This is a genomic window from Nonomuraea gerenzanensis (assembly GCF_020215645.1).
GTDB lineage: Bacteria > Actinomycetota > Actinomycetes > Streptosporangiales > Streptosporangiaceae > Nonomuraea > Nonomuraea gerenzanensis.
The window spans coordinates 344,141-364,453 of the sequence record NZ_CP084058.1 but is presented as its reverse complement, the minus strand read 5'-3'; the positions used below and the strand labels follow the sequence as shown (position 1 = coordinate 364,453).

Below are 20,313 nucleotides of genomic sequence, written 5' to 3'. Positions count from 1 at the left end.
GTTGGGGTGGGCCGGGGCGAGTGGTCAGGGGATGACGATGGCTGAGGCCAGACCGGCTACTACCGGGATGATGCCGAGCAGGACGAATGCCGGGAGGAAGCACAAGCCCAAGGGAGCGACCGCCTTGACGCCGACGCTTCTGGCCGCGGCGACGGACTCGGCTCTGGCAGCGTCTCTGGCGTCGTCGGCCAGGCGGGTGAGGACGTCGGCGACCGGGGCGCCGCTTTGAGCTGCTCGGCTCATGGCTCGGGACAGTTGGCCCATGGCGGGGTCCTTGGCGAGGGAGGCCCAGGTGGGGTCCGGGTCGGCGCCGAGGCGTAGTTGGGTGCTGACCCAGGTGAGGCGCTCGCCTACGGGGCCGGCTATCGCGTTCGCGGTGATTTCGGTGGCTGCGCTCACTGGTCTGCCTGCGCGTAGGCAGGCGGTCATCAGGTCGGCGGCGAAGGGCAGGTCGGTGGCGATTCGGCGGTGGTCGGGGTGGGGTTGTTGTCGCTCTTTCCTGTGGAGATAGAGGGCTGTCGCGGGGGCGATGAGCATGCCTGCGAAGGCTCCTGGGATGCCGCCTATCAGGAGTGCGGAGAGCAGGGCGGCGCAGGTGGCGGTGAGGGTTGTTCTGCGGGTGAGGCGGTGGGAGGAGTGAGGAGGGTCCGGGGAATGCCAAGTGGGGACGTTGAGGGGACCGAGTGGGGGTTCGGGTATGGGGTGGGTTGTGAGTGGGGTCGGGGTTGCGTTGCGGGGTGGGCGTAGGTGGATCAGGCGGTCGGTGGGGGTTCTTGGTGAGAGCCACAGCCAGGCGGACAGGCCGGCGCAGAGGGCCGCGAGGAGTTGGAGCATCGTTGGGTCCGATCGGGTCAGGTTTGGGCTCGGGTGGCCATGCGGTTGGTCCACCAGAGGCCGCAGACGTCCAGGGTGATGCCGGCTAGCAGGCACATGAAGCCCGGGATGGTGCCGAACAGGAAGGACAGCGGGCGCATGTTCAGGGCGGCTGCCATGAGGAGGCCGAGGGCTGGAAGCGCGGCGAGCAGGCGGGCCGTGGTGCGGGGGCCTGCCAGCTGGGCTGCGACGTCCTGGCGGTGGGTCTGGGCTGCTCGTAACGTGTGCGCGACCCGGTCGACCAGGGAGGCCAGGCCCGCTCCTGCCGTGGTGCTGACCTCCCAGCATGCTGCCAGGTGGCGTAGGCCCTCGCCTCCGTCCTGAGGGGCCGATGAGGTCAGGGCCGCGCAGACGTCGCCGCCGTCGCGTGCGGCTGCGATGACCGGGCGGAGGAGGGCCGGGTCGGGGAGGTTCACGGCTGTCATGGCCCTGGTCAGCGACTCCCCCGGGGTGCGGCCTGCCGAGAGCTCTGCGGCAAGGGATTGGCAGAGCTCTATCGAGGCTCGGCGCCAGGCGTCGGCGCGGCGGGCGGGGGTGGGTGTGGTGGCGAGGTGGGTGAGGAGGTTGAGGGGGGACTTCCACGGTGGGGTGCGGTCGGGTGAGGTCAGGAGGTTGTGCAGGCGGGTGGTGGCCGTGTTCGGGCCTGTCCACAGCCAGATGGCGAGGGCTGTGGACAATGCGGCAATGAGGGCGCTGGTCATCGGGTTCTTGGTCCTGGGTCGCAGTGGGTGCTGTGGGCTAGTGGTTGGTGCTGGTCATGGCTCACGGTGCTTGCGGGCTGGTGCTGGTCATGGCTCACGGGGGGTGCGTACGGGCTGGTGCTGGTCCTGGGTCACGGCGGGTCGTATTGAAGTGGTGGTTTGGTGCTGGTTCTGAGTCGCAGTGGAGTCGTACGGGCTGGTGGTTGGGTGTCACGGGCTGGCTCGGCGGGCCAGGGTTTCGTAGGCGGGGCCGGGGTGGGTGCGGCCTTGGGGGTCGAAGGTCAGTGCGGGGATCGACTCGACGAAGCCGGACGGCGTTCTGGAGAGCAGGCAGATCTGGGCCACGCGCCTTCTGCCATCCGGGCGGCCGCGCGTCAGGTGGATGACGGCGTCGAGGGCCGCTGCCAGTTGGCTGTGTACGGCCTCTCTGGTCAAGCCCGCCGCGCAGCCGAGGGCCTCGAGGCGGGGTGGTACGTCGGCCGCCGTGTTCGCGTGGAGTGTGCCGCAGCCGCCCTCGTGACCTGTGTTGAGGGCGGCCAGGAGGTCGACTACTTCTGCTCCTCGTACCTCTCCGACCACCAGGCGGTCCGGGCGCATTCTGAGGGCCTGGCGTACCAGGTCGCGGAGGTTCACTCCGCCTGCGCCCTCCAGGTTGGCCGGGCGGGTCTCCAGGCGGACCACATGCGGGTGGAGGGGGCGGAGCTCGGCCGAGTCCTCCACGAGCAGGAGGCGGTCGGCGGGGTCTGCCAGTGAGAGGAGGGCGGACAGGAGGGTGGTCTTGCCCGTGCCTGTGCCGCCTGTGACGAGGAAGGCGAGTCTGGCGGTGACCATGGCGGTGAGCACGGGGACGGCGGGTGGCGTGATGGTGCCTGCCGCGACCAGGTCCTGGAGGGCGAAGGCGCGGCGGGGCGGGAGACGCAAGGAGACGCAGGTGCCGCCGGACGCTATCGGTGGCAGCACCGCGTGGAGGCGGACTCCGCCTGGGAGGCGGGCGTCCACGTAGGGGGACGCGTCGTCGAGGCGTCTGCCTGCGGCGGTGGCGAGGCGTTGAGCCAGTCTGCGGACGGATCCGTCGTCGGTGAAGGTGATCGGGGTGCGGCGCAGGCCGGTGCCGTCGTCGATCCATACCTCGCGTGGGCCGTTGACCAGGACGTCTGTTACGTCTGGGCGGGCCAGGAGAGGCTCCAGCGGGCCTGCGCCTATGAGGTCGGCGCAGAGGGCTCGCGCGATGGCGAGGATCTCAGCGTCGCCGTATACGGACTTCTCCGCTCGCAGGGCGAGTGCTACTTGGGCGGCGGTGGGTTCGACGCCTGTTCTGGCGAGGCGGACGCGTACCGCTTCGACCAGCTCTGGGGAGACGGGGGTGGTGGGGGTTGGGCTTGGGGGTCGGTCTTGTGGGGGGTGGGTTGGCTGACGGTGTGGCTCCTGGGTGTGTGGATGGTCTGGAAGGGGTGGTTCTTGGGTGGGTGAGGGGTGTGGAGCTTGTCGGGTTCGAGGGTGTGGGGCTTGAGGGCGAGAGCTGTGCGGCTGAGGGCTGTGCGGCTGAGGAGTGTAGGCCTGGGGGTTGTGGATTTGGGGGTTATGGGCCTCGGGGTTGTGGGGGCGGGGTGTGGTGGTGGGGGGCGGGGTCATGCGGCTGGTAGGAGGTCTTGGAGGAGGGACATGCACAGGGCCCCCAGGACGGTGCGGGGGCCGAGTCTGGGGAGCTCGCCCCGGTTGAGGGTGGCAGTGAGTCTGGGCTGGTCGGGGAGGGTGCCGGCGGTGGGGATGCCCAGGGCTGTCATGGCTGTGTCGTCGTCCAGGATGCCGGGGCGGAGGATCGCGCGGATGTCGGCTGTGTGAGCGCGTAGGTCGGACAGGACCTGGACGGCTGAGAGGATGCCGCGCACGTCGGCGGTGGCCACCAGGAGGGTGGATCTGGCTCTGGTCAGGGCCTCTGTCGCTGAAGGGTCTAGGTGTCTGGGGAGGTCCACGACCACCAGGTCGAAGCCGCGGGTGCCGGCTTCGAGGACCGAGCGCATGGCCTGGGGTGGGATCGCGTCCACCTCGCCTCTGTGGAAGGAGAGGACGGACAGGTCTCCGAACGCGGGGAGGGCCGCTTGGAGGGCGCTGGAGTTGATCCTGCCCTCTCTGGCAACCAGGTCCGCCCAGCGGGCGCCTGTCGCCTCCTCGTGGCCCAGCAACGCGTCTATGCCTCCGCCCAGAGGGTCGGCGTCCACCAGGAGGGTGCGGAGGTGGTCGGTCGAGGCTCGTAGGGCCAGGCAGGCGGCGAGGACGCTCGCTCCTGCGCCGCCTCGGCCGCCTATCAGGCAGATCACGGAGCCTGAACGGGGGTCTGGGTCCATGGCGTCGGCGAATCTGTCCACCAGGTGGCGTTCGTCTATGGGGAGGGTCAGGACGGATTGGGCGCCTACTGTTACGCATTTTCGCCAGGTGTCGGGGTCTTCTGGGTCGCGGGTGACCAGGAGGAGATGGTCGCGGGGTGGGGGTGAGGTGGAGGCCACGAGATCTGCCTGGTCGGCACCTATGGCGATCAAGGGGGCGAGGTTCCAGAAGGGGCGGGCGTGGGTGGGGGTGGGGGCTACGTCTAGTTGGGCGCCGGCTGCGGCTGCTATGCGGACCAGGTCGTCGAGAAGGGCTGGGTCTTCGGTGATGACCAAGGGGCGGTGCATGGTGGGCCTCCCTGTGGGCTGGGGGTGGTTGTCGTTCACGGGCGGAGGGGTGGTGCTGCGGGGTGGGAGGTCGAGCTTGCTGGAGGTGGGGGTGTGGGCGCGAGGCCGAACAGGGTTCTGGGGATGGGGGTGGGTGGGGCTGTGGATAACCCCGGCGGCGCGGTGGCGGGCGGGCGCGGTGGCGGGCGGGGACGCCTACTGCAGCGGCGCCCAGAGGTTGCCGAGCGAGGGCTGGAAACCAGCTGTAGCAAGCAGGAGCGACACCGGACGCAGGCGCGCAGGCCGGGCGGGCGCGGGCCGGGCCGGGCGGGCGCGGGCCGGGCCGGGCGGGCGGGCGCGGGCCGGGCGGGCGCGGGGTGCAGGCCAGGCACGGGGCGCAAGCCAGGCTGGCCGGAGGGCGCAGGCTGGACGCGGCGCGGGGCGCAGGCGGGATCCGGTCAGGAAGCCGACCGGATAGGTGGGGAAAAGGGGCGACCCCCGCCGGGGGGGAGAGCGGGGGTCGCCTGATCGGTCCGGCTCCGGGGGGGTAGAGCCGGTCCCGTTTCAGAAGAAAGCTTTCATCACTGAACCGGAGCCTGGCAAGAGACTTGCAAAGCAATCCCGTGCGAGCCCGCTCCAGTTTCGGGCGATACCACCGTATGCTGCCCGATCGACGCGAGTTTCGTCGAGCAGCAATCTCGCATTTTCGCCAAGTTTTTTCGCCACCCGATAACGATCACATAAAGCCGATCACGCAGGGTAATCGTCACAGCTTGGTAACCGAGTCCACTGACCACCGCCCGAAGCACCGTCCCACGCGCAGGTAAAGGTCTTGGCCCGAGGGGTTCCCGTCAGGGCGGATCCGGCATAGAAAGGTGTCACGGACGACTTGTCCGGGTGCATCAGCCGGGCACCCACGCGCGACCAGCCGCGGGAGGCGCGTCGTGACGGGCTTGACCCGCTCCGACGGATTGAGGTGCACGCTTGGTAACCCGGTGTGATGCACCGGCAGACGGCGTTCCATGACTGGGACGCCGTCAGCTATGTCAGTCGCCGGCTAGCCGCGCTGCATGGCCTCACAGATCGCAGTCGTCTCGCGGACGCCGAGGGTTACCGCGGAGGCACAGTGTTGTACCCAGGTGGCCACGCCCTCGGCGGACCCCTCCAGGTACGCGCGCAGCGCCTCGGCGTACGGCAGCTCCAGGTGCCCCACCTCGACCGCCACCAGTGACTTCGGGTCCAGCCCGTACTCGACCAGCGTCAGCCGCCCCGCCGAGCGCGCCACGACGCCGTCCGCGGTGCCGAACGGCCGCAGCACCGCCAGCTCGGCGTGCACCACGGCGGCCAGCACGACGGCGGGGGCCTTCGTGGGACGTTCGAGCAGGTCGAACAGGCTCTCCATGCGGGCCGCCGTGTCGGCCGCGCCGGGGGCGGGGCCGAGGGCGAGCGGGTCGGGGGCCTCGTCGGAGGTGCGGGGGCGGCCGAGCGCCTCCTGCGGGGCGAGGCCGGCGGCGGCGACCGCGTGCAGCCGGGCGAGCACCTGCCTGGGCGCCCTGCGCCAGGTCGCGCCCAGCCTGCCCATCTCCGCCGACGCGCGCAGCGCCCCCTGGACCAGCGGGTCGTGCACCTCGTCGCGGCGCAGCGCGTCCAGCGGCACGTCCGCGCCCTCGGCGGCGGCCGAGGCGCGCGCCCCGCGCAGGGACGACTCGGTGGACACCGCGGGGCTGGCGCGGCGCAGCACACGGTGGCGGTAGAGCCTGTCGACGGCCTGCCGGGCCTCGTCCACCGCCTCCGGGACGCCGGGGAGCCGCGCGATGACGGCCAGCGGGTCTGGGTCACTCACAGGTCCTGACCTTACCCGCCGGTTCATCGCCCCGGTGACCGAGCTGACGCTTGGTAGGTGGCAGATGGCGGAAAGTGACCGCGGCGCTCGGGGCCCGGGCGCCTCGCAGGCTCGCGTACGTCGATTAATCCGCCCCCGAGGGGGCCCATAAAGCCGCGCCCATGCCCGCGCCGCATATTCTCACGATTTCAGGATGACAACGTTTCAATAGCGTTTGTCATGCACGCCGATAAACATCGCCCGAGTCCACCGACTCGGTACAGACCTGTCTAGACCTCTTGTGTACGACGGTCATGAGCTGGTGAAGTGGGACCCGAACCTATCCAATCTGGCCATAGAAGGAGCACGAGGTGGCCCCGGAGACCGCTGGTAACGAGACCCAGGCGCTGTCCAACCTGCTGAAGGAGAACCGCCGGTTCGCACCGCCGGCTGACCTTGCGGCGGCCGCGAACGTGACCGAAGCCGCCTACAACGAGGCCGCCGCGGACCGGCTCGCCTTCTGGGAGCACGCGGCCGAGCGGCTGACCTGGGCCAAGCGGTGGGACACGACGCTGGAGTGGAAGGCGCCGTTCGCGAAGTGGTTCGTGGGCGGGGAGCTCAACGTCGCCTACAACTGCGTCGACCGTCACGTCGAGGAGGGGCGCGGCGACAAGGTCGCCTACCACTGGGAGGGTGAGCCCGAGGGCGACACCCGCACCCTCACCTACGCCGACCTCAAGCGCGAGGTCAGCAAGGCCGCCAACGCGCTGCAGGAGCTGGGCGTGGGCAAGGGCGACCGGGTCGCCATCTACATGCCGATGATCCCCGAGCTGCCGATCGCGATGCTGGCCTGCGCCCGCATCGGGGCGATCCACTCGGTGGTGTTCGGCGGGTTCTCGGCCAGCGCGCTGAAGAGCCGGATCGACGACGCCGACGCCAAGCTGGTCATCACCGCCGACGGCGGCTACCGCCGGGGCAAGCCGAGCGCGCTCAAGCCGACGGTGGACGAGGCCGTCGCCGAGTGCCCGCAGGTGGAGCACGTCCTCGTCGTACGCCGTACCGGCCAGGACGTCGACACCAACGGCAAGGACATCTGGTGGCACGACCTGGTGGAGCGCCAGAGCGACCAGCACACCGCCGAGCCGCACGACGCCGAGGACCCGCTGTACATCCTGTACACCAGCGGCACCACCGGTAAGCCCAAGGGCATCCTGCACACCACCGGCGGCTACCTGACGCAGACCGCCTGGACCCACCACGCGGTCTTCGACCTCAAGCCCGAGACCGACATCTACTGGTGCACGGCCGACATCGGCTGGGTGACGGGCCACTCCTACATCGTCTACGGCCCCCTCGCCAACGGCGCCACCAGCGTCATCTACGAGGGCACCCCGGACACCCCGCACCGCGGCCGGTTCTGGGAGATCGTGCAGAAGTACAAGATCACGATCCTCTACACCGCCCCGACCGCGATCCGGACGTTCATGAAGTGGGGCGACGACATCCCCGCCAAGTACGACATGTCCAGCCTGCGCATTCTGGGCTCCGTCGGCGAGCCGATCAACCCCGAGGCCTACGTCTGGTACCGCGAGCACATCGGCGGCGAGCGCTGCCCCGTCGTGGACACGTGGTGGCAGACCGAGACGGGCGCCATCATGATCAGCCCGCTGCCCGGCGTGACCGCGGCCAAGCCGGGCGCCGCCATGCGCCCGCTGCCGGGCATCGTCGCCGACGTGGTGGACGACCAGGGCAACAGCGTGCCGAACGGCGGTGGCGGCTTCCTGACCGTACGCGAGCCGTGGCCGTCCATGCTGCGCACGATCTGGGGCGACGACCAGCGCTACATCGACACCTACTGGAGCCGTTTCGAGGGCATGTACTTCCCCGGCGACGGCGCCAAGAAGGACGAGGACGGCGACCTGTGGCTGCTCGGCCGCGTGGACGACGTCATGCTGGTCTCCGGCCACAACATCTCCACCACCGAGGTGGAGAGCGCGCTGGTCAGCCACCCGAAGGTGGCCGAGGCGGCGGTGGTCGGCGCGACCGACCCGGTCACGGGCCAGGCCATCGTGTCGTTCGTGATCCTGCGCGGCACGGCGGAGGAGGGCGCGGACATCGCGGCCGAGCTGCGCAACCACGTGGCCAGGACGCTCGGCCCGATCGCCAAGCCGCGTCAGATCCTGGTGGTGCCCGAGCTGCCCAAGACCCGCTCGGGCAAGATCATGCGCCGCCTCCTGCGTGACGTGGCGGAGAACCGCAGCATCGGCGACGTCACCACGCTCGCCGACAGCACGGTGATGAACCTGATCTCGGAGAAGTTGCCCTCCGCCAAGTCCGAGGACTAGCGGACCGACGCCCCATGAGGCCGCATGCCCCGTTCGAGCGGGCATGCGGCCTTTGTCGGTACGTCAGGAGGCCACGAACGCCTTGTGAGGTCAGGGGGGCGAAGCCAGGTGGGCAGAGTGTCGGCGATATCTTGTCCGATCGGGTAGTTCTGGGAGTGTTAGCGGGGCTCGTACTCGGTAAGTTCCTCGGCGTGTTCGGTGGTGCCTGGCCGTCCGTGCGGCCCGGCCTGGCGAGACTTGTCGGAGGAGCTCCCTTGGCAGGACATGGCGGCGGTGTCGGGGCCGGGTTCGGTGCTGCTCGAGATACGGGTACGCAAGCGCCGCACGGCGCTGGATGATGTTTGACACGGCCACCAGGCCTCGATAGGAGACGTTCATGCCGCAGACTCCCGAGGAAGAATCCCTGGGCTCGTTGGTCGCCCAGGCGAGCAGCCACATCTCGGACCTGATCCGCTCGGAGATCGAGCTGGCCAAGGCCGAGTTCAGGTTCGACGCCAAACGGGTCGGCACGGCGGCGGGGTTGTTCGCCGCGGCCGCCTTCATGGCGCACCTGTGCCTGATCCTCGCCTCGTTCGCCATCGGGTTCGCGCTGGCGGAGTGGTTGCCCACCTGGCTGGCCTTCCTCATCGTGACCGTCTTCTACCTGGTGATCGCGGCCTTCCTGGTGTGGGTCGGCACCCGCCGGCTCAAGGGGCTGGCCGGGATGAAGCGGACGACCCGCTCGATCAAGGACCTCAAGGAGATCGCCACGCCTGACGAGCAGGCGCTGCCCGCGCTCAACCCGGATCGCGAGCCGGTGACCCGCGATGGCACCTGACGAGTCGGCCGTCCACATCGAGGGGCCCTGGACGCACCGCGCGGTGCACGCGGGCGGCACCCGCTTCCACGTGGTCGAGGCGGGCGAGGGCCCGCTGGTGCTGCTGCTGCACGGGTTCCCGCAGTTCTGGTGGACCTGGCGGCACCAGCTCGTCTCGCTGCCCGCGGCCGGTTACCGGGCCGTGGCGGCCGACCTGCGCGGCTACGGCGGCAGCGACAAGCCGCCGCGCGGCTACGACCTGCCCACGCTGGCCGCCGACGCGACCGGGCTGATCAGGGCGCTGGGCGAGACCGGGGCGATCGTGGTGGGCCACGACTGGGGCGGGCTGCTGGCCTGGACAATGGCCGTGCTCGACCCCAAGTGCGTGCGCCGGCTCGTCGCCGTGTCCGCCCCGCACCCGCTGCGGCTGCGCAACGCCCTGCTGACCGACCCCTTCGGGCAGCTCAAGGCCAGCCGCAGGACGTTCGGCTACCAGCTCCCGCTGCTGCCGGAGCGCCGGCTCACCCGGCACGACGCGGCGATGGTGGGGCGGCTGCTGGAGGAGCGGTCGCGGCCCGGGTGGCCGGAGCCGGAGGAGTCGCGGACGTACCGGGAGGCGTTCAGGATCCCGACCGTGGCGCACTGCGCGCTGGAGTACCACCGCTGGTTCGGCCGCTCCCAGCTGCGGCCCGACGGGCGGCGCTACGCCCGCGCGATGCGTACCGAGGTGGAGGCGCCCACGCTGCACCTGCACGGGGCGCTCGACCCGAGCGTCCTGCCGCGAACGGCACAGGGTTCGAGCCGCTACGTGGCGGCACCTTATCGGTGGCGGCTGTTCGAGGGAGCCGGCCACTTCCCCCATGAGGAGATTCCCGACGTGTTCGACACCGAGCTGCTCGGCTGGCTGTCCGATCCGGAGCCCGACCGATGAGAGACCGCGACCCCGAGGGCAGGCCGCGCAACGCCCGGCCGCGCGACGCCTACGGCCGGCCGCTGCCCTACGGGTCCGCCGGCATGCCCAGGGTGCCCGACGACTACGCCCCCACCACCGAGCAGGCGCTGGCCGACGGGCGGCGGTTCCTGGAGGAGGGGCTGCCGTTCAACGCGCACGAGGTGTTCGAGGGGCGGTGGAAGTGCGCTCCGGAGGAGGAGCGGGAGCTGTGGCAGGGGCTGGCGCAGATCTGCGTCGGGCTGACGCACCTGCAGCGGGGTAACGGGCGCGGGGCGTTGACGCTGTTCAGCCGGGGGGCGGCCAAGGCGCAGTCGTACGGCGGCGCGTACGATGCCGTCGGCAAGGCGGCCTCCTCGCTGACGCAGGACAGCGAGCCGGACGAGGCCGTGGCCCTGATCCTCGACAGGCTGCCCCGCTAGGGCGCCAGGGCCGCGCGCCCGGCGATCAGCGCGAGCGTCCGCGCGCCCGGCGATCAGCGCGGGCGTGGCCGCCGCCGCTCCCCGCACCGCCGGCTCCACCGCCGGCTCCACCGCCTGCTCCCCCGTGCCGAACGTGCCCAGGTGCAGCAGCCCCGCGTGCCCGTGCGCGGCGCCGATGACGGCCGTCGCCGGGGCCTGCGCGGCCTCCGGGTCGCCGGCTGGCAGGGAAGGGACCGGAGATCGGGACGCTCAGTCGCACTCCTGGGTGCTGGCCGGCGAGGTGTCGTTGCGGCCCGCCGAGGCGTCGGGGGCGACCTCCTCGGCCGTCAGCACGTAACCGGTCTGCTCCTCGTTGACGGCCGCGGCGAAGATCACGCCGAAGACCTGGCCGTCCACCGTGAGCAGCGGGCCGCCGGAGTTGCCGGGCAGCACCTGGCCGCGGATCGCGTAGACCTTCCGCCTGACCGTGTTCTCGCGGTAGATGTCGGGGCCCTGGGCCTCGAGCTGGCCGCCGATCCTGGCCGGCTCGGCGGTGAAGCCCTTGCCCTTCGGGAAGCCGGCGATGATCGCGTTGTCGCCGCGGCTGCCCTCGCCGTCGAAGGCGAGCTGCGGCAGGTCCAGACCCGGCACATAGAGGACGGCGATGTCGCGGCGCGGGTTGTAGCGCACGACCGTGGCCGGGTGGCGGTCGCCGTTGTAGTCGATCACCTGGAGGTCGCGGGTGACGCCGGCGACCACGTGGGCGTTGGTCATGATCCGGTTGCGCGCGTAGGCGAAGCCGGTGCCCTCGATGTGCTTGTTGCAGCTCTCGGCGTTGCCCTGCACCTTCACGATCGCCTGGCGGGCCCGCCCGAGCTTGGCGCCCTGCAGCACGCTCTGGTCGGGCGGCTGCACGTCGATCAGCGTGCCCGCCCCGATCGCGTCGAAGACGGGCGGGAACTCGGAGCGGTCGATGAACTTCTTGAACGGCTGCTGCCAGTTGCGCGCCGCCTGCGGGATCGCGTCGTCGACCGTGGTGAGCAGCGCGGAGTTCTTCACCTGGTCGACCAGCGGCGTGAACGCGGTGGAGACGATCAGCGAGCCGATCAGCCACGCGATGACCAGCACCGACAGCGCGCTGGCGAACGTGCCGCCGATCGCGTCGGCCATCTTGGCCGGCTCCCACGTGACGTGGCTGCGCACGACGGCGCCGAGGGTGGAGGAGGCGAACTGCCCGATGGTGGCCGCCAGGAACACGATCACGATGGCCAGCAGCGCCTGCGGCGTGTCACCGTCGACGACCGCCTTGGAGACGGGGGGCGCGATGAAGACGCCCAGCACGGCACCGCCCACGAACCCCACGAAGCTCATCGCCCCGATGATGAAACCCTGCCGGTAACCCGAGATGCCGAAGGCGATCACGAGGCCGATCAAGATGAGGTCAAGCAGATCACCGCGCACGCTTCAAAGGTAACCAGCGATACGGTCAAGTGTGCACGTCTTCGATCAGGACGGCGTCACTCACCTGGCTATCTTGAGCGGTATGCCGCCGGACGAGGGAACAGTGCGCGAACTCATCCAGGCTGCGCTGCGCGACACCGATCCTGACGGCCCTCTGCGCTGGCACGTGATCTCGTTGCTGCGCCAGCGGGGTGACCTGGAGTCGTTCATCGAGGCCAGGCGGCTGTGCGCCGCCGACACCGTGGCCGAGCGGCTGCTCGGCGTGGACATCATGGGCATGTTGCGGCCGTTCGTGGACCGCACGCTGCCCGTGCTGCGTTACCTGGCCGCCAGCGAGGACGACGCCATGGTGCTCTACTCGGTGCTGATCGCGTTCGGTCATCTGGCCGACCCGCGGTCGTTGCCGTCCGTGATCGACCTGGCGGGCCACGTCGACGCCAGGGTCAGGTACGGGGCCGCGTACGCGCTGCAGCACGTGCTCGGCGAACCGCCCGACAGGGCGGGGCTGGAGACGCTGCGCAAGCTGGCGGCAGACACCGACGCCGACGTGGCCGGATGGGCCTCGCTCGGGGTCGCGCTGCGCTCGGGGCACTAGCCGGTACGTGAGGCGAGCCGCACCACGTCGGGCGGCAGGTCCTCCATGCGCTCCGGGTCCCACGGCTGTTCGAGGCCGCCCTCGCGCAGCACGGTGTCGAGCACCATCGCGGTGAACCCCCACACCAGCATCCCGCGCACCCGGAACGCGGGCCCGGCCGTGCCGCGCGGATGCCGCAGCGTGACGCGGTTCGCGGGATCGACCAGCTCGGCGATCGGCACCCGCTCGACCGAGTCGACCTCGTCGGGCGAGGCAGCGTGCACCGCCGACGGCTCCCGCCACCAGGCGACCACCGGGGTGACGCGGTTGTCGCTGTAGGGCAGGTACAGCTCGGGCATCGTGCAGATCACGTGCACCCCGCGCGGGTCGGCCCCGGTCTCCTCCTCGGCCTCCCGCAGCGCGGCCTCGATCGGCCCGGCGTCCTCGGGGTCCACGCCGCCGCCGGGGAAGGCCGGCTGCCCCGCGTGCCTGCGCCCGCGCGTGCTGCGCTGGATGAGCAGCACGTCGGGGCCGTCCGGCCCCTCGCCGAACAACATCAGCACCGCGGCTCTGCGCCCGCGCCCGTCCGGAGGCCGGAGGGGTACGGGAACGCGGATCCGCTGCGCTTGCGCCGCCAGTCTCTCCAGCCAGCCGGGCACTTGGGTCACGCATCCTCCAACACGCCGCCGTACGAATGACTTCCCCGATCAGGAGAACGGGCCGGATCTGACCAGCTTCCTCGCCTCCGCCTCGCCGGTGGGGCCGGTGCCGTACGAGGGGCACAGCGCCGCCAGCGGGCACACGCCGCACGCGGGCCGGCGGGCGTGGCAGATGCGGCGGCCGTGCCAGATCACCCGGTGGGAGAAGATCGTCCACTCCCGCTTGGGCAGCAGCTCCGCCACGACGTGCTCGATCTTGACGGGGTCGGTCTCCTCGGTCCAGCCGAAGCGGCGCACGAGGCGCTGGAAGTGCGTGTCGACGGTCAGGCCGGGCACGTCGAAGGCGTTGCCCAGCACCACGTTGGCCGTCTTGCGGCCCACGCCGGGCAGCGTGACCAGGTCCTTCAGCTTGCCGGGCACCTCGCCGCCGTACCGGTCGCAGACGGCCTGCGCCATGCCGATGATGCTGTTGGTCTTCGCCCGGAAGAAGCCGGTGGAGCGGATGATCTCCTCCATCTCCTCCCGGTCCGCGGCGGCGTAGTCGTCCACCGTCGGATATTTCGCAAAGAGGATGGGGGTGACCATGTTGACCCGTTTGTCCGTGCACTGCGCGGAGAGGATGGTCGCGACCAGCAACTCCAGCGGGTTGCGGAAGTCGAGCTCGCAGTGGGCGTCAGGGTAGGTCTCCGCGAGGATGCGGTTCATCTTGCGCGCCCGCCGAACCAGTGCGAGCTGGGTCTCCGGCTTGCGCCCCGCCGCGTTCGTCGCCATGCCGCAAGAGTAGAAGCTCCCGGGAACGGTTGAACCCAGGACGGCCCCGACCGCGTACAACCTGGCGCATCGGAAGGGGGTCGGCGACATGGGTGATCAGGGTTCGACGCTGGCGGAGTTCGTCAAGCAGAGCGGGCCGCTGCGCGGGCAGGCGCTGCACCGCCTGGCCGTGAGCTGCGTGGCGGCCATGGCCAAGCTGCACGCGCGCGGCACGGCCGGGATCAGGCCCGACAAGGAGAGCGTGGCGCTCGGGGCGCGAGGGCAGGTGCTCATCGGGTGGCGGACCGACCCGGGCGCCGGCGAGCTGCCGGAGGCGGAGGACGTACGGGCCTGGGCCGACCTGGTCGTCTTCGCGGCCACCGGGGCTGAGGACGGCGATCTCCGCGTGCTCACGCCGGCGCTGCGCATCGCGGTCCAGCAGTGCCGGCTGCCGGATCCGGCGGCGCGGCCCAAGTCCGTGGACGTGCTCCGCGTCCTGCTCAGCCGGTCCATGGCGGCGGCGGTCGCCTCGGTGGACGATCTGCTTTCCCGGCAGGCCGGATGACGCCGTGAGCGAGATGCTCGCTCGCGTCGCCGCGCTGCGCAGGGGCCGCCATCGAGGCGATCGAGCGGGGTTCCGGGTAGTCCGGTCACAGTACGGAAACGGCGGTCCGGTACCTTTCCCCCGGGCTTCCACGCACCCGGGCAAGCCCAGAACACTCCGGCATTCCCATAACCTGTGTGTGCTGCCCGGAGTGGGGTGAGTCACAATGGCAGCAGAGGAGGCAGAGTGAACACCGAAGATGTGCTGGGCAAGGCCCCCCTGTTCGCCGCGCTGGACCGCGAGAGCGCCGCGGCGCTGCGCACGAGCATCACCGAGGTCCAGCTGTCGAAGGGGCAGACGCTCTTCCACGAGAACGAGACGGGCGACCGGCTCTACGTGGTGCTGGAAGGCAAGATCAAGCTTTCCCGCACCTCCCCGGACGGCCGCGAGAACCTGCTGAGCGTGCTGGGGCCGAGCGAGATGTTCGGCGAGCTGTCGCTGTTCGACCCGCGGCCGCGCACGGCCACGGCGACGGCGCTGACCGAGGTGCGGCTGGCCGGGCTGGGCCACGACGACCTGCGGCCCTGGCTGACCGGCCGGCCCGAGGTGGCGCTGCACCTGTTGCGGGCGCTGGCGCAGCGGCTGCGGCGCACCAACGACGTGCTGGCCGACCTGGTCTTCACCGACGTGCCCGGGCGGGTGGCCAAGCAGTTGCTCGATCTGGCCGAGCGGTTCGGCACCAAGACCGACGACGGCCTGCGGGTGCACCACGACCTCACCCAGGAGGAGCTGGCGCAGCTCGTCGGCGCCTCGCGTGAGACGGTCAACAAGGCGCTGGCCGACTTCGCGCAGCGGGGCTGGCTGCGGATCGAGGCCAAGGCCGTGGTCATCCTCGACATGGACCGGCTCTACAACCGGTCGAGGTAGTCGAGCTGGGCCGCGACCGACATCTCGGCGGCCGGCCAGAGTGAGCGGTCGACGTCGGCGTACACGATCGTGACGATCTGGCGCGGCGTGCGGGCGCCCTGCGCGCGCGCCGCCCTGATCTGGTCGAGCCGCTCGCGCCGGTGCGCGATGTAGGCGTCGAGCGTGCCGATCGGGTCGGGCAGCACCGGCCCGTGACCCGGCAGCAGCGCCCGCGCCTCCAGGCTCTCGGCCGTCGCCCTGAGCCGGTCGAGGCTGCGCAGATAGTCGGCCAGGCCGCCGTCGCGGGCGATGATGGTGGTGCCCCTGCCGAGCACGGTGTCGCCCGTCAGCATCGCGCGGTCGGCGGGCAGCCAGAAGCACAGCGAGTCGAACGAGTGGCCGGGCGTGCCGTAGACGTGGATCTCCAGGCCGCCCACGGTCACCACGTCGCCGTCGCCGAGCCCCTCCTCGCCGAGCCGGTGGCGCGGGTCGAGGGCGCGCACAGGCGCGTTCACCATGCGGGCGAAGCCGCGGGCGCCGCCGCTGTGGTCGAAATGGCCGTGGGTGAGCAGGATCTGGGTGACGCGGCGCTCGCCCAGGTGGTCGCGTACGCGGCTCAGGTGCGCCTGGTCGTCCGGGCCGGGATCGACGACGACCACCTCCTCGCCGGCGCCGATCACCCACGTGTTGGTGCCGTCGAGGGTCATCGCCGAGGGGTTGGGGGCGAGCAGGTTCTCGGCGTGCGCGGTACGGGACCCGTCGGGCGTGTCGATCGGGATGTGCAGGCCGCTCATCGCGTCACCAGCCGCATCTCGCCCTCGATCTCCACGGCTCTGGGCATGATCGTCTCGATCTCGCGGGGCGCCGCCAGGACGTCGGCCACGCTGCCGTACGCGCTCAGCTCGGTCAGCGTGTGATGGGTGGGCGGCATCAGGAAGAACCCGCCGTTCAGCGCCTCGGCGGGGCGCCGCCACACCACCGCGTCGGCCTCGCCGCCCACGTCACGCGTGCGCTGCCCCTCGGGCAGCACGGCGACGAAGAACCGCGTGTCGAAGCGCTTACGCTCGATCTCCGGCGTGATCCAGTGCGCCCAGGCCTTGAGCAGGTCGGCCCGCAGCACCAGCCCGCGCCTGGCCAGGAAGTCGGCGAAGCCGAGGCTGCGATCGATGAGCGCCAGCCGGTCGGCCTCCCAGTCGTCGCCCGTCGTGTCGGCCACCACCGAGCCGGGCCCGGGGCCTGCCAGCAGCACGCCGGACTCCTCGAACGTCTCGCGCACGGCCGCGCACACCAGCCCGCGCGCCAGCCGTTCGTCCGCCTTGAAGACCTTGCCCCACTCCGCGGGGGACGGCCCCGCCCAGGCGACCGCCTGGTCGGTGTCACGCACGTCCACGGAGCCGCCGGGGAAGACGTACGCGCCCGCGGCGAAGGCCATCGTCGCCTTGCGCCGCAGCAGGTAGACCTCCGGCCCCGGGCGCAGGAGCACCACCGTGGCGGCGTCCCGCGCCGGCACCGGCTGGACCCGGCCGGCCAGGACGTCGCGCGCCCGGTCGGCTAGCTCGGCTGGAAGCGGCAATCCGGTCACATGACCTCCTCCTAGAACATCACTCGGTCATGGTGACATATGCCCGCTTCAGCCGACTTCGGCGATCAGCTCCACCTCGACCGGCGCGTCCAGCGGCAGCGCGGCCACGCCCACGGCGCTGCGCGCGTGCCTGCCCTGGTCACCGAACACCTCGGCGAGCAGGTCGCTGGCGCCGTTGGCCACCTGGGGCTGCTCGGTGAAGTCGGGCGCGCTGGCCACGAACACCACGACCTTGACGATCCGCCGCACCCTGGACAGCTCGCCCAGCTCGGCCTTGAGCGCGGCCAGCGCGTTGAGCACGCAGATGCGGGCCTGCGCCTTGCCCTCGTCGACCCCCAGGTCGACGCCGAGCTTGCCGGTCTGGTGCAGCTTGCCCTCGATCATCGGCACCTGACCCGAGGTGTAGAGCAGGTCGCCGGTGCGGACGACGGGCAGGTAGGAGCCCGCGGGCTTGGCGGGCGACGGCAGGGTGAACCCCAGCTCCTCGACGCGCTGCTCGGGCGTCGTCACTGCTTCTCCCGCTTGAAGTAGGCGACGAGCTGCTCGGGCGTGGCGCCCTGGACGATCTGGACCAGCTCCCAGCCGTCGGCGCCGAAGTTGTCGAGAATCATCTTCGTGTTGTGGATCAGCACGGGTGCCGTGAGGTACTCCCATTTCTTCATGGGGATCAGCGTAGTGTGAGCAATCTCAAAGGTTGGTCGCAGGCAGACGACAAGTGACCGTTCGGTAGCGTGGGAGCGTGGACTCTCCGGACACGGATTGGGCCGACGTACGGCTGCACGTCGTCACCGGCAAGGGCGGCACCGGCAAGACGACCGTCGCCGCCGCCCTCGCTCTCGCCCTGGCCGCTGGCGGCCGCAAGGTGCTGCTGGTGGAGGTGGAGGGCAGGCAGGGCATCGCGCAGATCTTCGACCTGCCACCGCTCCCGTACGAGGAGCGCAGGATCGCGGTCGCGCCGGACGGCGGTGACGTGTACGCGCTGGCCATCGATCCCGAGGAGGCCATGCTCGAGTACATGGAGATGTTCTACGGGATGCGCAGGGCCGGCCGGGCGCTGACCAAGATGGGCATCGTCGACTTCGCCACCACCGTGGCCCCCGGCTTCCGCGACGTGCTCGTCACGGGCAAGACGACCGAGGCCGTGCGCAGGCGCGGCAGGAACGGCCGCCGCATCTACGACGCGGTCGTGCTCGACGCGCCGCCCACCGGCCGCATCACGCGCTTCCTGAATGTCACCAAGGAGGTCGCGGGCCTGGCCAGGGTCGGTCCCATCAAGAACCACTCCGACCTGGTCAGCGGTGTCGTGAAATCTCCCGAAACGGCTGTGCACTTCGTCACGCTGCTGGAGGAGATGCCCGTGCAGGAGACCCTCGACGGCATCGCGGAATTGCGCGCCGCCGGTCTGCCCGCCGGTGGAATTATCATCAACATGGTGCGCCAATCCCTGCTGCCACAGGCCGCACTTGACACGGCTGTCAAGGGCCGCTTCTCCTCTGAGGAGCTCGCGGTGGGGCTCAAGGCCGCAGGGGTGACCGACGGCTCGCAGGCCACGGCGCTCGCCGAGGCGCTCGCCGAGGAGGTCGTGGAGCACGCCCGCCGCACCGAGCTGGAGCGGGCCGAGCGCGAGACGCTGGCCGGAGCCGGTCTGACGAGGTACGAGCTGCCGCTCCTGGCCGACGGCGTGGACCTGGCCGGCCTGTACGAGCTGGCACAGAGCATGCGCACCCAGGGAGCAGCGTGAAGAAGCCCGCCAGGCTCGACATCGACGCCATCCTCGACGACAAGGGCACCAGGATCGTCGTCTGCTGCGGCGCCGGCGGCGTGGGCAAGACCACGACCGCGGCGGCGCTCGGCCTGCGGGCGGCCGAGCGCGGCAGGTGCGCCGTCGTGCTGACGGTGGACCCGGCCAGGCGGCTGGCCCAGTCGATGGGGCTGAGCGAGCTGGACAACACCCCGCGCCTGGTCAGCTCGCCCGAGGGCGGCGGCCAGCTCTACGCGATGATGCTGGACATGAAGCGCACGTTCGACGAGATCATCGAGGCGCACGCCGATCCCGAACGGGCCCGCCAGATCCTGTCGAACCCCTTCTACCAGTCACTGTCCTCCAGCTTCTCCGGCACGCAGGAGTACATGGCGATGGAGAAGCTGGGCCAGCTGCGCCGCTCCGACGAGTGGGACCTGATCATCGTGGACACGCCGCCGTCACGCTCGGCGCTCGACTTCCTCGACGCGCCGGAGCGGCTCGGGCGCTTCCTCGACGGCCGGTTCATCAAGCTGCTCACGGCACCCGCCAAGGCGGGCGGGCGCAGCGCGTTCCGGCTGCTGAACGCCGGGTTCGGGCTGATGGCCGGCGCGATGACCAAGCTGCTGGGCGCCCAGGTGATCAAGGATCTGCAGACGTTCGTGTCGGCGCTCGACGCGGTGTTCGGCGGGTTCAGGCAGCGGGCCGAGATGACGTACCGGCTGCTGCAGGCCCCGGGCACGGCGTTCGTCGTGGTGGCCGCGCCCGAGCGCGACGCGATGCGCGAGGCGTCCTACTTCGTCGAGCGCCTGGCCGAGGAGCGCATGCCCCTGGCCGGGCTCGTCGTCAACCGGGTGCACGTGGCGCCCGCCTCGGGCCTGTCCGCCGCCCGCAGCGCCGCCGCCGCGGAGGACTTGGAGTCGAGGGGCGAGCACGAGCTCACCGCCGCCGTGCTGCGGCTGCACGCCGGGCGGATGCAGCTCGCCGCTCGTGAGAGCCGCGAGCAGGAGCATTTCGTCTCGGCCCACCCCACGGTGCCCGTGGTGCAGGTCCGCGCCATGTCCGAAGACGTTCACGACCTCGCCGGGTTGCGGGAGATCGGAAACCTGCTGGCCACCGCATAGAAGTACGGCCGGCGGCGGCGCCGGCCGTACGCGGTCGCCGGGCTGGGATCAGCCGGCGATCAGCTCGTTGGTCCGTTCGTACTCTTCCTTGGCCGACTCGAGCAGCTCGCGCCACGAGTCCACGTCGGGCCGCCGTCGAAGCAGCGCACGTCGTTCCCGTTCGGTCATACCGCCCCACACCCCGAACTCGATGCGGTTGTCCAGCGCATCGGCGAGGCATTCAGTACGGACCGGGCAGCCACGGCAGATGAGCTTGGCCCTGTTCTGCGCGGCGCCCTGCACGAACAGGGCATCCGGATCCGCACCCTTACAGGCGGCACGGGAGGTCCAATCCGTGATCCACATTGTTCGACCCCACTCCCCTTAGGTGGTCAGTCGTCATTTGGGGCCGACGGGCGCGGGCGCCGAGCCTCCGTATTCAGTTGCCGCAGAGG

23 protein-coding genes are annotated in these 20,313 nt (G+C 70.9%); 10 read left to right on the top strand and 13 right to left on the bottom strand.

Annotation, left to right across the window (positions count from 1 at the left end; translation table 11 throughout):
- Positions 1–24: 24 nt before the first annotated feature.
- From LCN96_RS01860 to LCN96_RS01840, 5 genes are all read right to left on the bottom strand, one after another.
- Positions 25–537, bottom strand: coding sequence for a type II secretion system F family protein (locus LCN96_RS01860; RefSeq protein ID WP_225270857.1), 513 nt, complete (start codon positions 535–537; stop codon positions 25–27).
- Positions 538–851: 314 nt separating this feature from the next.
- Positions 852–1,550 carry a type II secretion system F family protein gene (locus LCN96_RS01855; RefSeq protein ID WP_225270856.1) on the bottom strand — a complete coding sequence of 233 codons (699 nt, stop codon included), beginning with the start codon at positions 1,548–1,550 and terminating at the stop codon, positions 852–854.
- 234 nt (positions 1,551–1,784) lie between these two features.
- The gene (locus tag LCN96_RS01850) at positions 1,785–2,921 is read right to left on the bottom strand and encodes a TadA family conjugal transfer-associated ATPase (protein ID WP_225275899.1); all 1,137 of its coding nucleotides are present in this window, start codon (positions 2,919–2,921) and stop codon (positions 1,785–1,787) included.
- Positions 2,922–3,202: 281 nt separating this feature from the next.
- Positions 3,203–4,246 (bottom strand): septum site-determining protein Ssd, encoded by a 1,044-nt coding sequence (gene ssd, locus LCN96_RS01845; protein WP_225270855.1) that lies wholly within the window; start codon positions 4,244–4,246, stop codon positions 3,203–3,205.
- Positions 4,247–5,282: 1,036 nt separating this feature from the next.
- The gene (locus LCN96_RS01840) at positions 5,283–6,095 is read right to left on the bottom strand and encodes a Fic family protein (RefSeq protein WP_404823932.1); all 813 of its coding nucleotides are present in this window, start codon (positions 6,093–6,095) and stop codon (positions 5,283–5,285) included.
- A gap of 323 nt (positions 6,096–6,418) precedes the next feature.
- Here LCN96_RS01840 and acs point away from each other — a divergent pair, with 323 nt between their 5' ends.
- The 5 genes from acs to LCN96_RS01815 are packed head-to-tail and all read left to right on the top strand — an operon-like array spanning position 6,419 to position 10,559.
- Positions 6,419–8,392, top strand: coding sequence for an acetate--CoA ligase (gene acs, locus LCN96_RS01835; protein ID WP_225270853.1), 1,974 nt, complete (start codon positions 6,419–6,421; stop codon positions 8,390–8,392).
- A 14-nt stretch (positions 8,393–8,406) separates the two neighbouring features.
- On the top strand, positions 8,407–8,730 hold the full coding sequence (locus LCN96_RS57300; RefSeq protein ID WP_225270852.1) for a Na+/H+ antiporter NhaA: 324 nt from the start codon (positions 8,407–8,409) through the stop codon (positions 8,728–8,730).
- Positions 8,731–8,768: 38 nt separating this feature from the next.
- Positions 8,769–9,209: a phage holin family protein gene (locus tag LCN96_RS01825; protein ID WP_225270851.1), complete on the top strand. Its 441-nt coding sequence runs from the start codon at positions 8,769–8,771 to the stop codon at positions 9,207–9,209.
- Positions 9,199–10,119: an alpha/beta fold hydrolase gene (locus LCN96_RS01820; RefSeq protein WP_225270850.1), complete on the top strand. Its 921-nt coding sequence runs from the start codon at positions 9,199–9,201 to the stop codon at positions 10,117–10,119. The genes LCN96_RS01825 and LCN96_RS01820 overlap by 11 nt, the downstream gene beginning before the upstream one ends.
- Positions 10,116–10,559, top strand: a complete 444-nt coding sequence (locus tag LCN96_RS01815) for a DUF309 domain-containing protein (protein WP_225270849.1) — start codon at positions 10,116–10,118, stop codon at positions 10,557–10,559. Before LCN96_RS01820 ends, LCN96_RS01815 begins: the two co-directional genes overlap by 4 nt.
- 249 nt (positions 10,560–10,808) lie before the next feature.
- Here LCN96_RS01815 and LCN96_RS01810 read toward each other — a convergent pair whose 3' ends face one another.
- Entirely contained in the window at positions 10,809–11,999 is a 1,191-nt protein-coding gene (locus LCN96_RS01810) for a MarP family serine protease (RefSeq protein ID WP_225270848.1), read from the bottom strand.
- A gap of 103 nt (positions 12,000–12,102) precedes the next feature.
- Between LCN96_RS01810 and LCN96_RS01805 the strand changes: the two genes are divergently transcribed.
- Positions 12,103–12,594: a HEAT repeat domain-containing protein gene (locus LCN96_RS01805; protein WP_225270847.1), complete on the top strand. Its 492-nt coding sequence runs from the start codon at positions 12,103–12,105 to the stop codon at positions 12,592–12,594.
- On the opposite strand, the gene LCN96_RS01800 is transcribed toward LCN96_RS01805, so the two are convergent.
- Both LCN96_RS01800 and nth read right to left on the bottom strand, forming a co-directional pair.
- On the bottom strand, positions 12,591–13,241 hold the full coding sequence (locus tag LCN96_RS01800) for an NUDIX hydrolase (protein WP_225270846.1): 651 nt from the start codon (positions 13,239–13,241) through the stop codon (positions 12,591–12,593). The genes LCN96_RS01805 and LCN96_RS01800 overlap by 4 nt on opposite strands.
- 39 nt (positions 13,242–13,280) lie before the next feature.
- Positions 13,281–14,003, bottom strand: a complete 723-nt coding sequence (gene nth / locus LCN96_RS01795; RefSeq protein ID WP_225270845.1) for an endonuclease III — start codon at positions 14,001–14,003, stop codon at positions 13,281–13,283.
- Between the two features lie 88 nt (positions 14,004–14,091).
- On the opposite strand from nth, the gene LCN96_RS01790 reads away from it, so the two are divergent.
- Both LCN96_RS01790 and LCN96_RS01785 read left to right on the top strand, forming a co-directional pair.
- Complete coding sequence (locus LCN96_RS01790; RefSeq protein WP_225270844.1) at positions 14,092–14,547, top strand: hypothetical protein; 456 nt, start codon at positions 14,092–14,094, stop codon at positions 14,545–14,547.
- A 225-nt stretch (positions 14,548–14,772) separates the two neighbouring features.
- Positions 14,773–15,453 carry a Crp/Fnr family transcriptional regulator gene (locus LCN96_RS01785; RefSeq protein ID WP_043629901.1) on the top strand — a complete coding sequence of 227 codons (681 nt, stop codon included), beginning with the start codon at positions 14,773–14,775 and terminating at the stop codon, positions 15,451–15,453.
- On the opposite strand, the gene LCN96_RS01780 is transcribed toward LCN96_RS01785, so the two are convergent.
- Genes LCN96_RS01780 through LCN96_RS01765 form a run of 4 tightly spaced genes read right to left on the bottom strand, consistent with a single transcriptional unit; the run spans position 15,435 to position 17,676 of the window.
- A complete protein-coding gene (locus tag LCN96_RS01780; protein ID WP_225270843.1) occupies positions 15,435–16,226 on the bottom strand; it encodes an MBL fold metallo-hydrolase in 792 nt (263 codons plus the stop codon). The genes LCN96_RS01785 and LCN96_RS01780 overlap by 19 nt on opposite strands.
- On the bottom strand, positions 16,223–17,005 hold the full coding sequence (locus LCN96_RS01775; RefSeq protein ID WP_225275897.1) for an NUDIX hydrolase: 783 nt from the start codon (positions 17,003–17,005) through the stop codon (positions 16,223–16,225). Before LCN96_RS01775 ends, LCN96_RS01780 begins: the two co-directional genes overlap by 4 nt.
- 57 nt (positions 17,006–17,062) lie before the next feature.
- On the bottom strand, positions 17,063–17,524 hold the full coding sequence (locus tag LCN96_RS01770; RefSeq protein ID WP_148438126.1) for a RidA family protein: 462 nt from the start codon (positions 17,522–17,524) through the stop codon (positions 17,063–17,065).
- Positions 17,521–17,676 carry a DUF4177 domain-containing protein gene (locus LCN96_RS01765; protein WP_148438127.1) on the bottom strand — a complete coding sequence of 52 codons (156 nt, stop codon included), beginning with the start codon at positions 17,674–17,676 and terminating at the stop codon, positions 17,521–17,523. Before LCN96_RS01765 ends, LCN96_RS01770 begins: the two co-directional genes overlap by 4 nt.
- 77 nt (positions 17,677–17,753) lie before the next feature.
- On the opposite strand from LCN96_RS01765, the gene LCN96_RS01760 reads away from it, so the two are divergent.
- Together LCN96_RS01760 and LCN96_RS01755 are read left to right on the top strand one after the other, a co-directional pair.
- Entirely contained in the window at positions 17,754–18,755 is a 1,002-nt protein-coding gene (locus LCN96_RS01760; RefSeq protein ID WP_225270842.1) for an ArsA-related P-loop ATPase, read from the top strand.
- Positions 18,752–19,879, top strand: coding sequence for an ArsA family ATPase (locus LCN96_RS01755; protein WP_225270841.1), 1,128 nt, complete (start codon positions 18,752–18,754; stop codon positions 19,877–19,879). Before LCN96_RS01760 ends, LCN96_RS01755 begins: the two co-directional genes overlap by 4 nt.
- A gap of 48 nt (positions 19,880–19,927) precedes the next feature.
- On the opposite strand, the gene LCN96_RS01750 is transcribed toward LCN96_RS01755, so the two are convergent.
- Positions 19,928–20,224: a WhiB family transcriptional regulator gene (locus tag LCN96_RS01750; protein WP_020542548.1), complete on the bottom strand. Its 297-nt coding sequence runs from the start codon at positions 20,222–20,224 to the stop codon at positions 19,928–19,930.
- Positions 20,225–20,313: the final 89 nt, after the last annotated feature.

Bases quoted from the DNA above. Each gene is read 5' to 3' on its own strand.
- LCN96_RS01815 (WP_225270849.1), top strand. From the start codon at position 10,116: ATGAGAGACCGCGACCCCGAGGGCAGGCCGCGCAACGCCCGGCCGCGC.
- ssd (WP_225270855.1), bottom strand. From the start codon at position 4,246: ATGCACCGCCCCTTGGTCATCACCGAAGACCCAGCCCTTCTCGACGAC.
- LCN96_RS01825 (WP_225270851.1), top strand. From the start codon at position 8,769: ATGCCGCAGACTCCCGAGGAAGAATCCCTGGGCTCGTTGGTCGCCCAG.
- LCN96_RS01860 (WP_225270857.1), bottom strand. From the start codon at position 537: ATGCTCATCGCCCCCGCGACAGCCCTCTATCTCCACAGGAAAGAGCGA.
- LCN96_RS01765 (WP_148438127.1), bottom strand. From the start codon at position 17,676: ATGAAGAAATGGGAGTACCTCACGGCACCCGTGCTGATCCACAACACG.
- LCN96_RS01750 (WP_020542548.1), bottom strand. From the start codon at position 20,224: ATGTGGATCACGGATTGGACCTCCCGTGCCGCCTGTAAGGGTGCGGAT.
- nth (WP_225270845.1), bottom strand. From the start codon at position 14,003: ATGGCGACGAACGCGGCGGGGCGCAAGCCGGAGACCCAGCTCGCACTG.
- LCN96_RS01780 (WP_225270843.1), bottom strand. From the start codon at position 16,226: ATGAGCGGCCTGCACATCCCGATCGACACGCCCGACGGGTCCCGTACC.
- LCN96_RS01790 (WP_225270844.1), top strand. From the start codon at position 14,092: ATGGGTGATCAGGGTTCGACGCTGGCGGAGTTCGTCAAGCAGAGCGGG.
- LCN96_RS57300 (WP_225270852.1), top strand. From the start codon at position 8,407: ATGAGGCCGCATGCCCCGTTCGAGCGGGCATGCGGCCTTTGTCGGTAC.
- LCN96_RS01820 (WP_225270850.1), top strand. From the start codon at position 9,199: ATGGCACCTGACGAGTCGGCCGTCCACATCGAGGGGCCCTGGACGCAC.
- LCN96_RS01840 (WP_404823932.1), bottom strand. From the start codon at position 6,095: ATGAACCGGCGGGTAAGGTCAGGACCTGTGAGTGACCCAGACCCGCTG.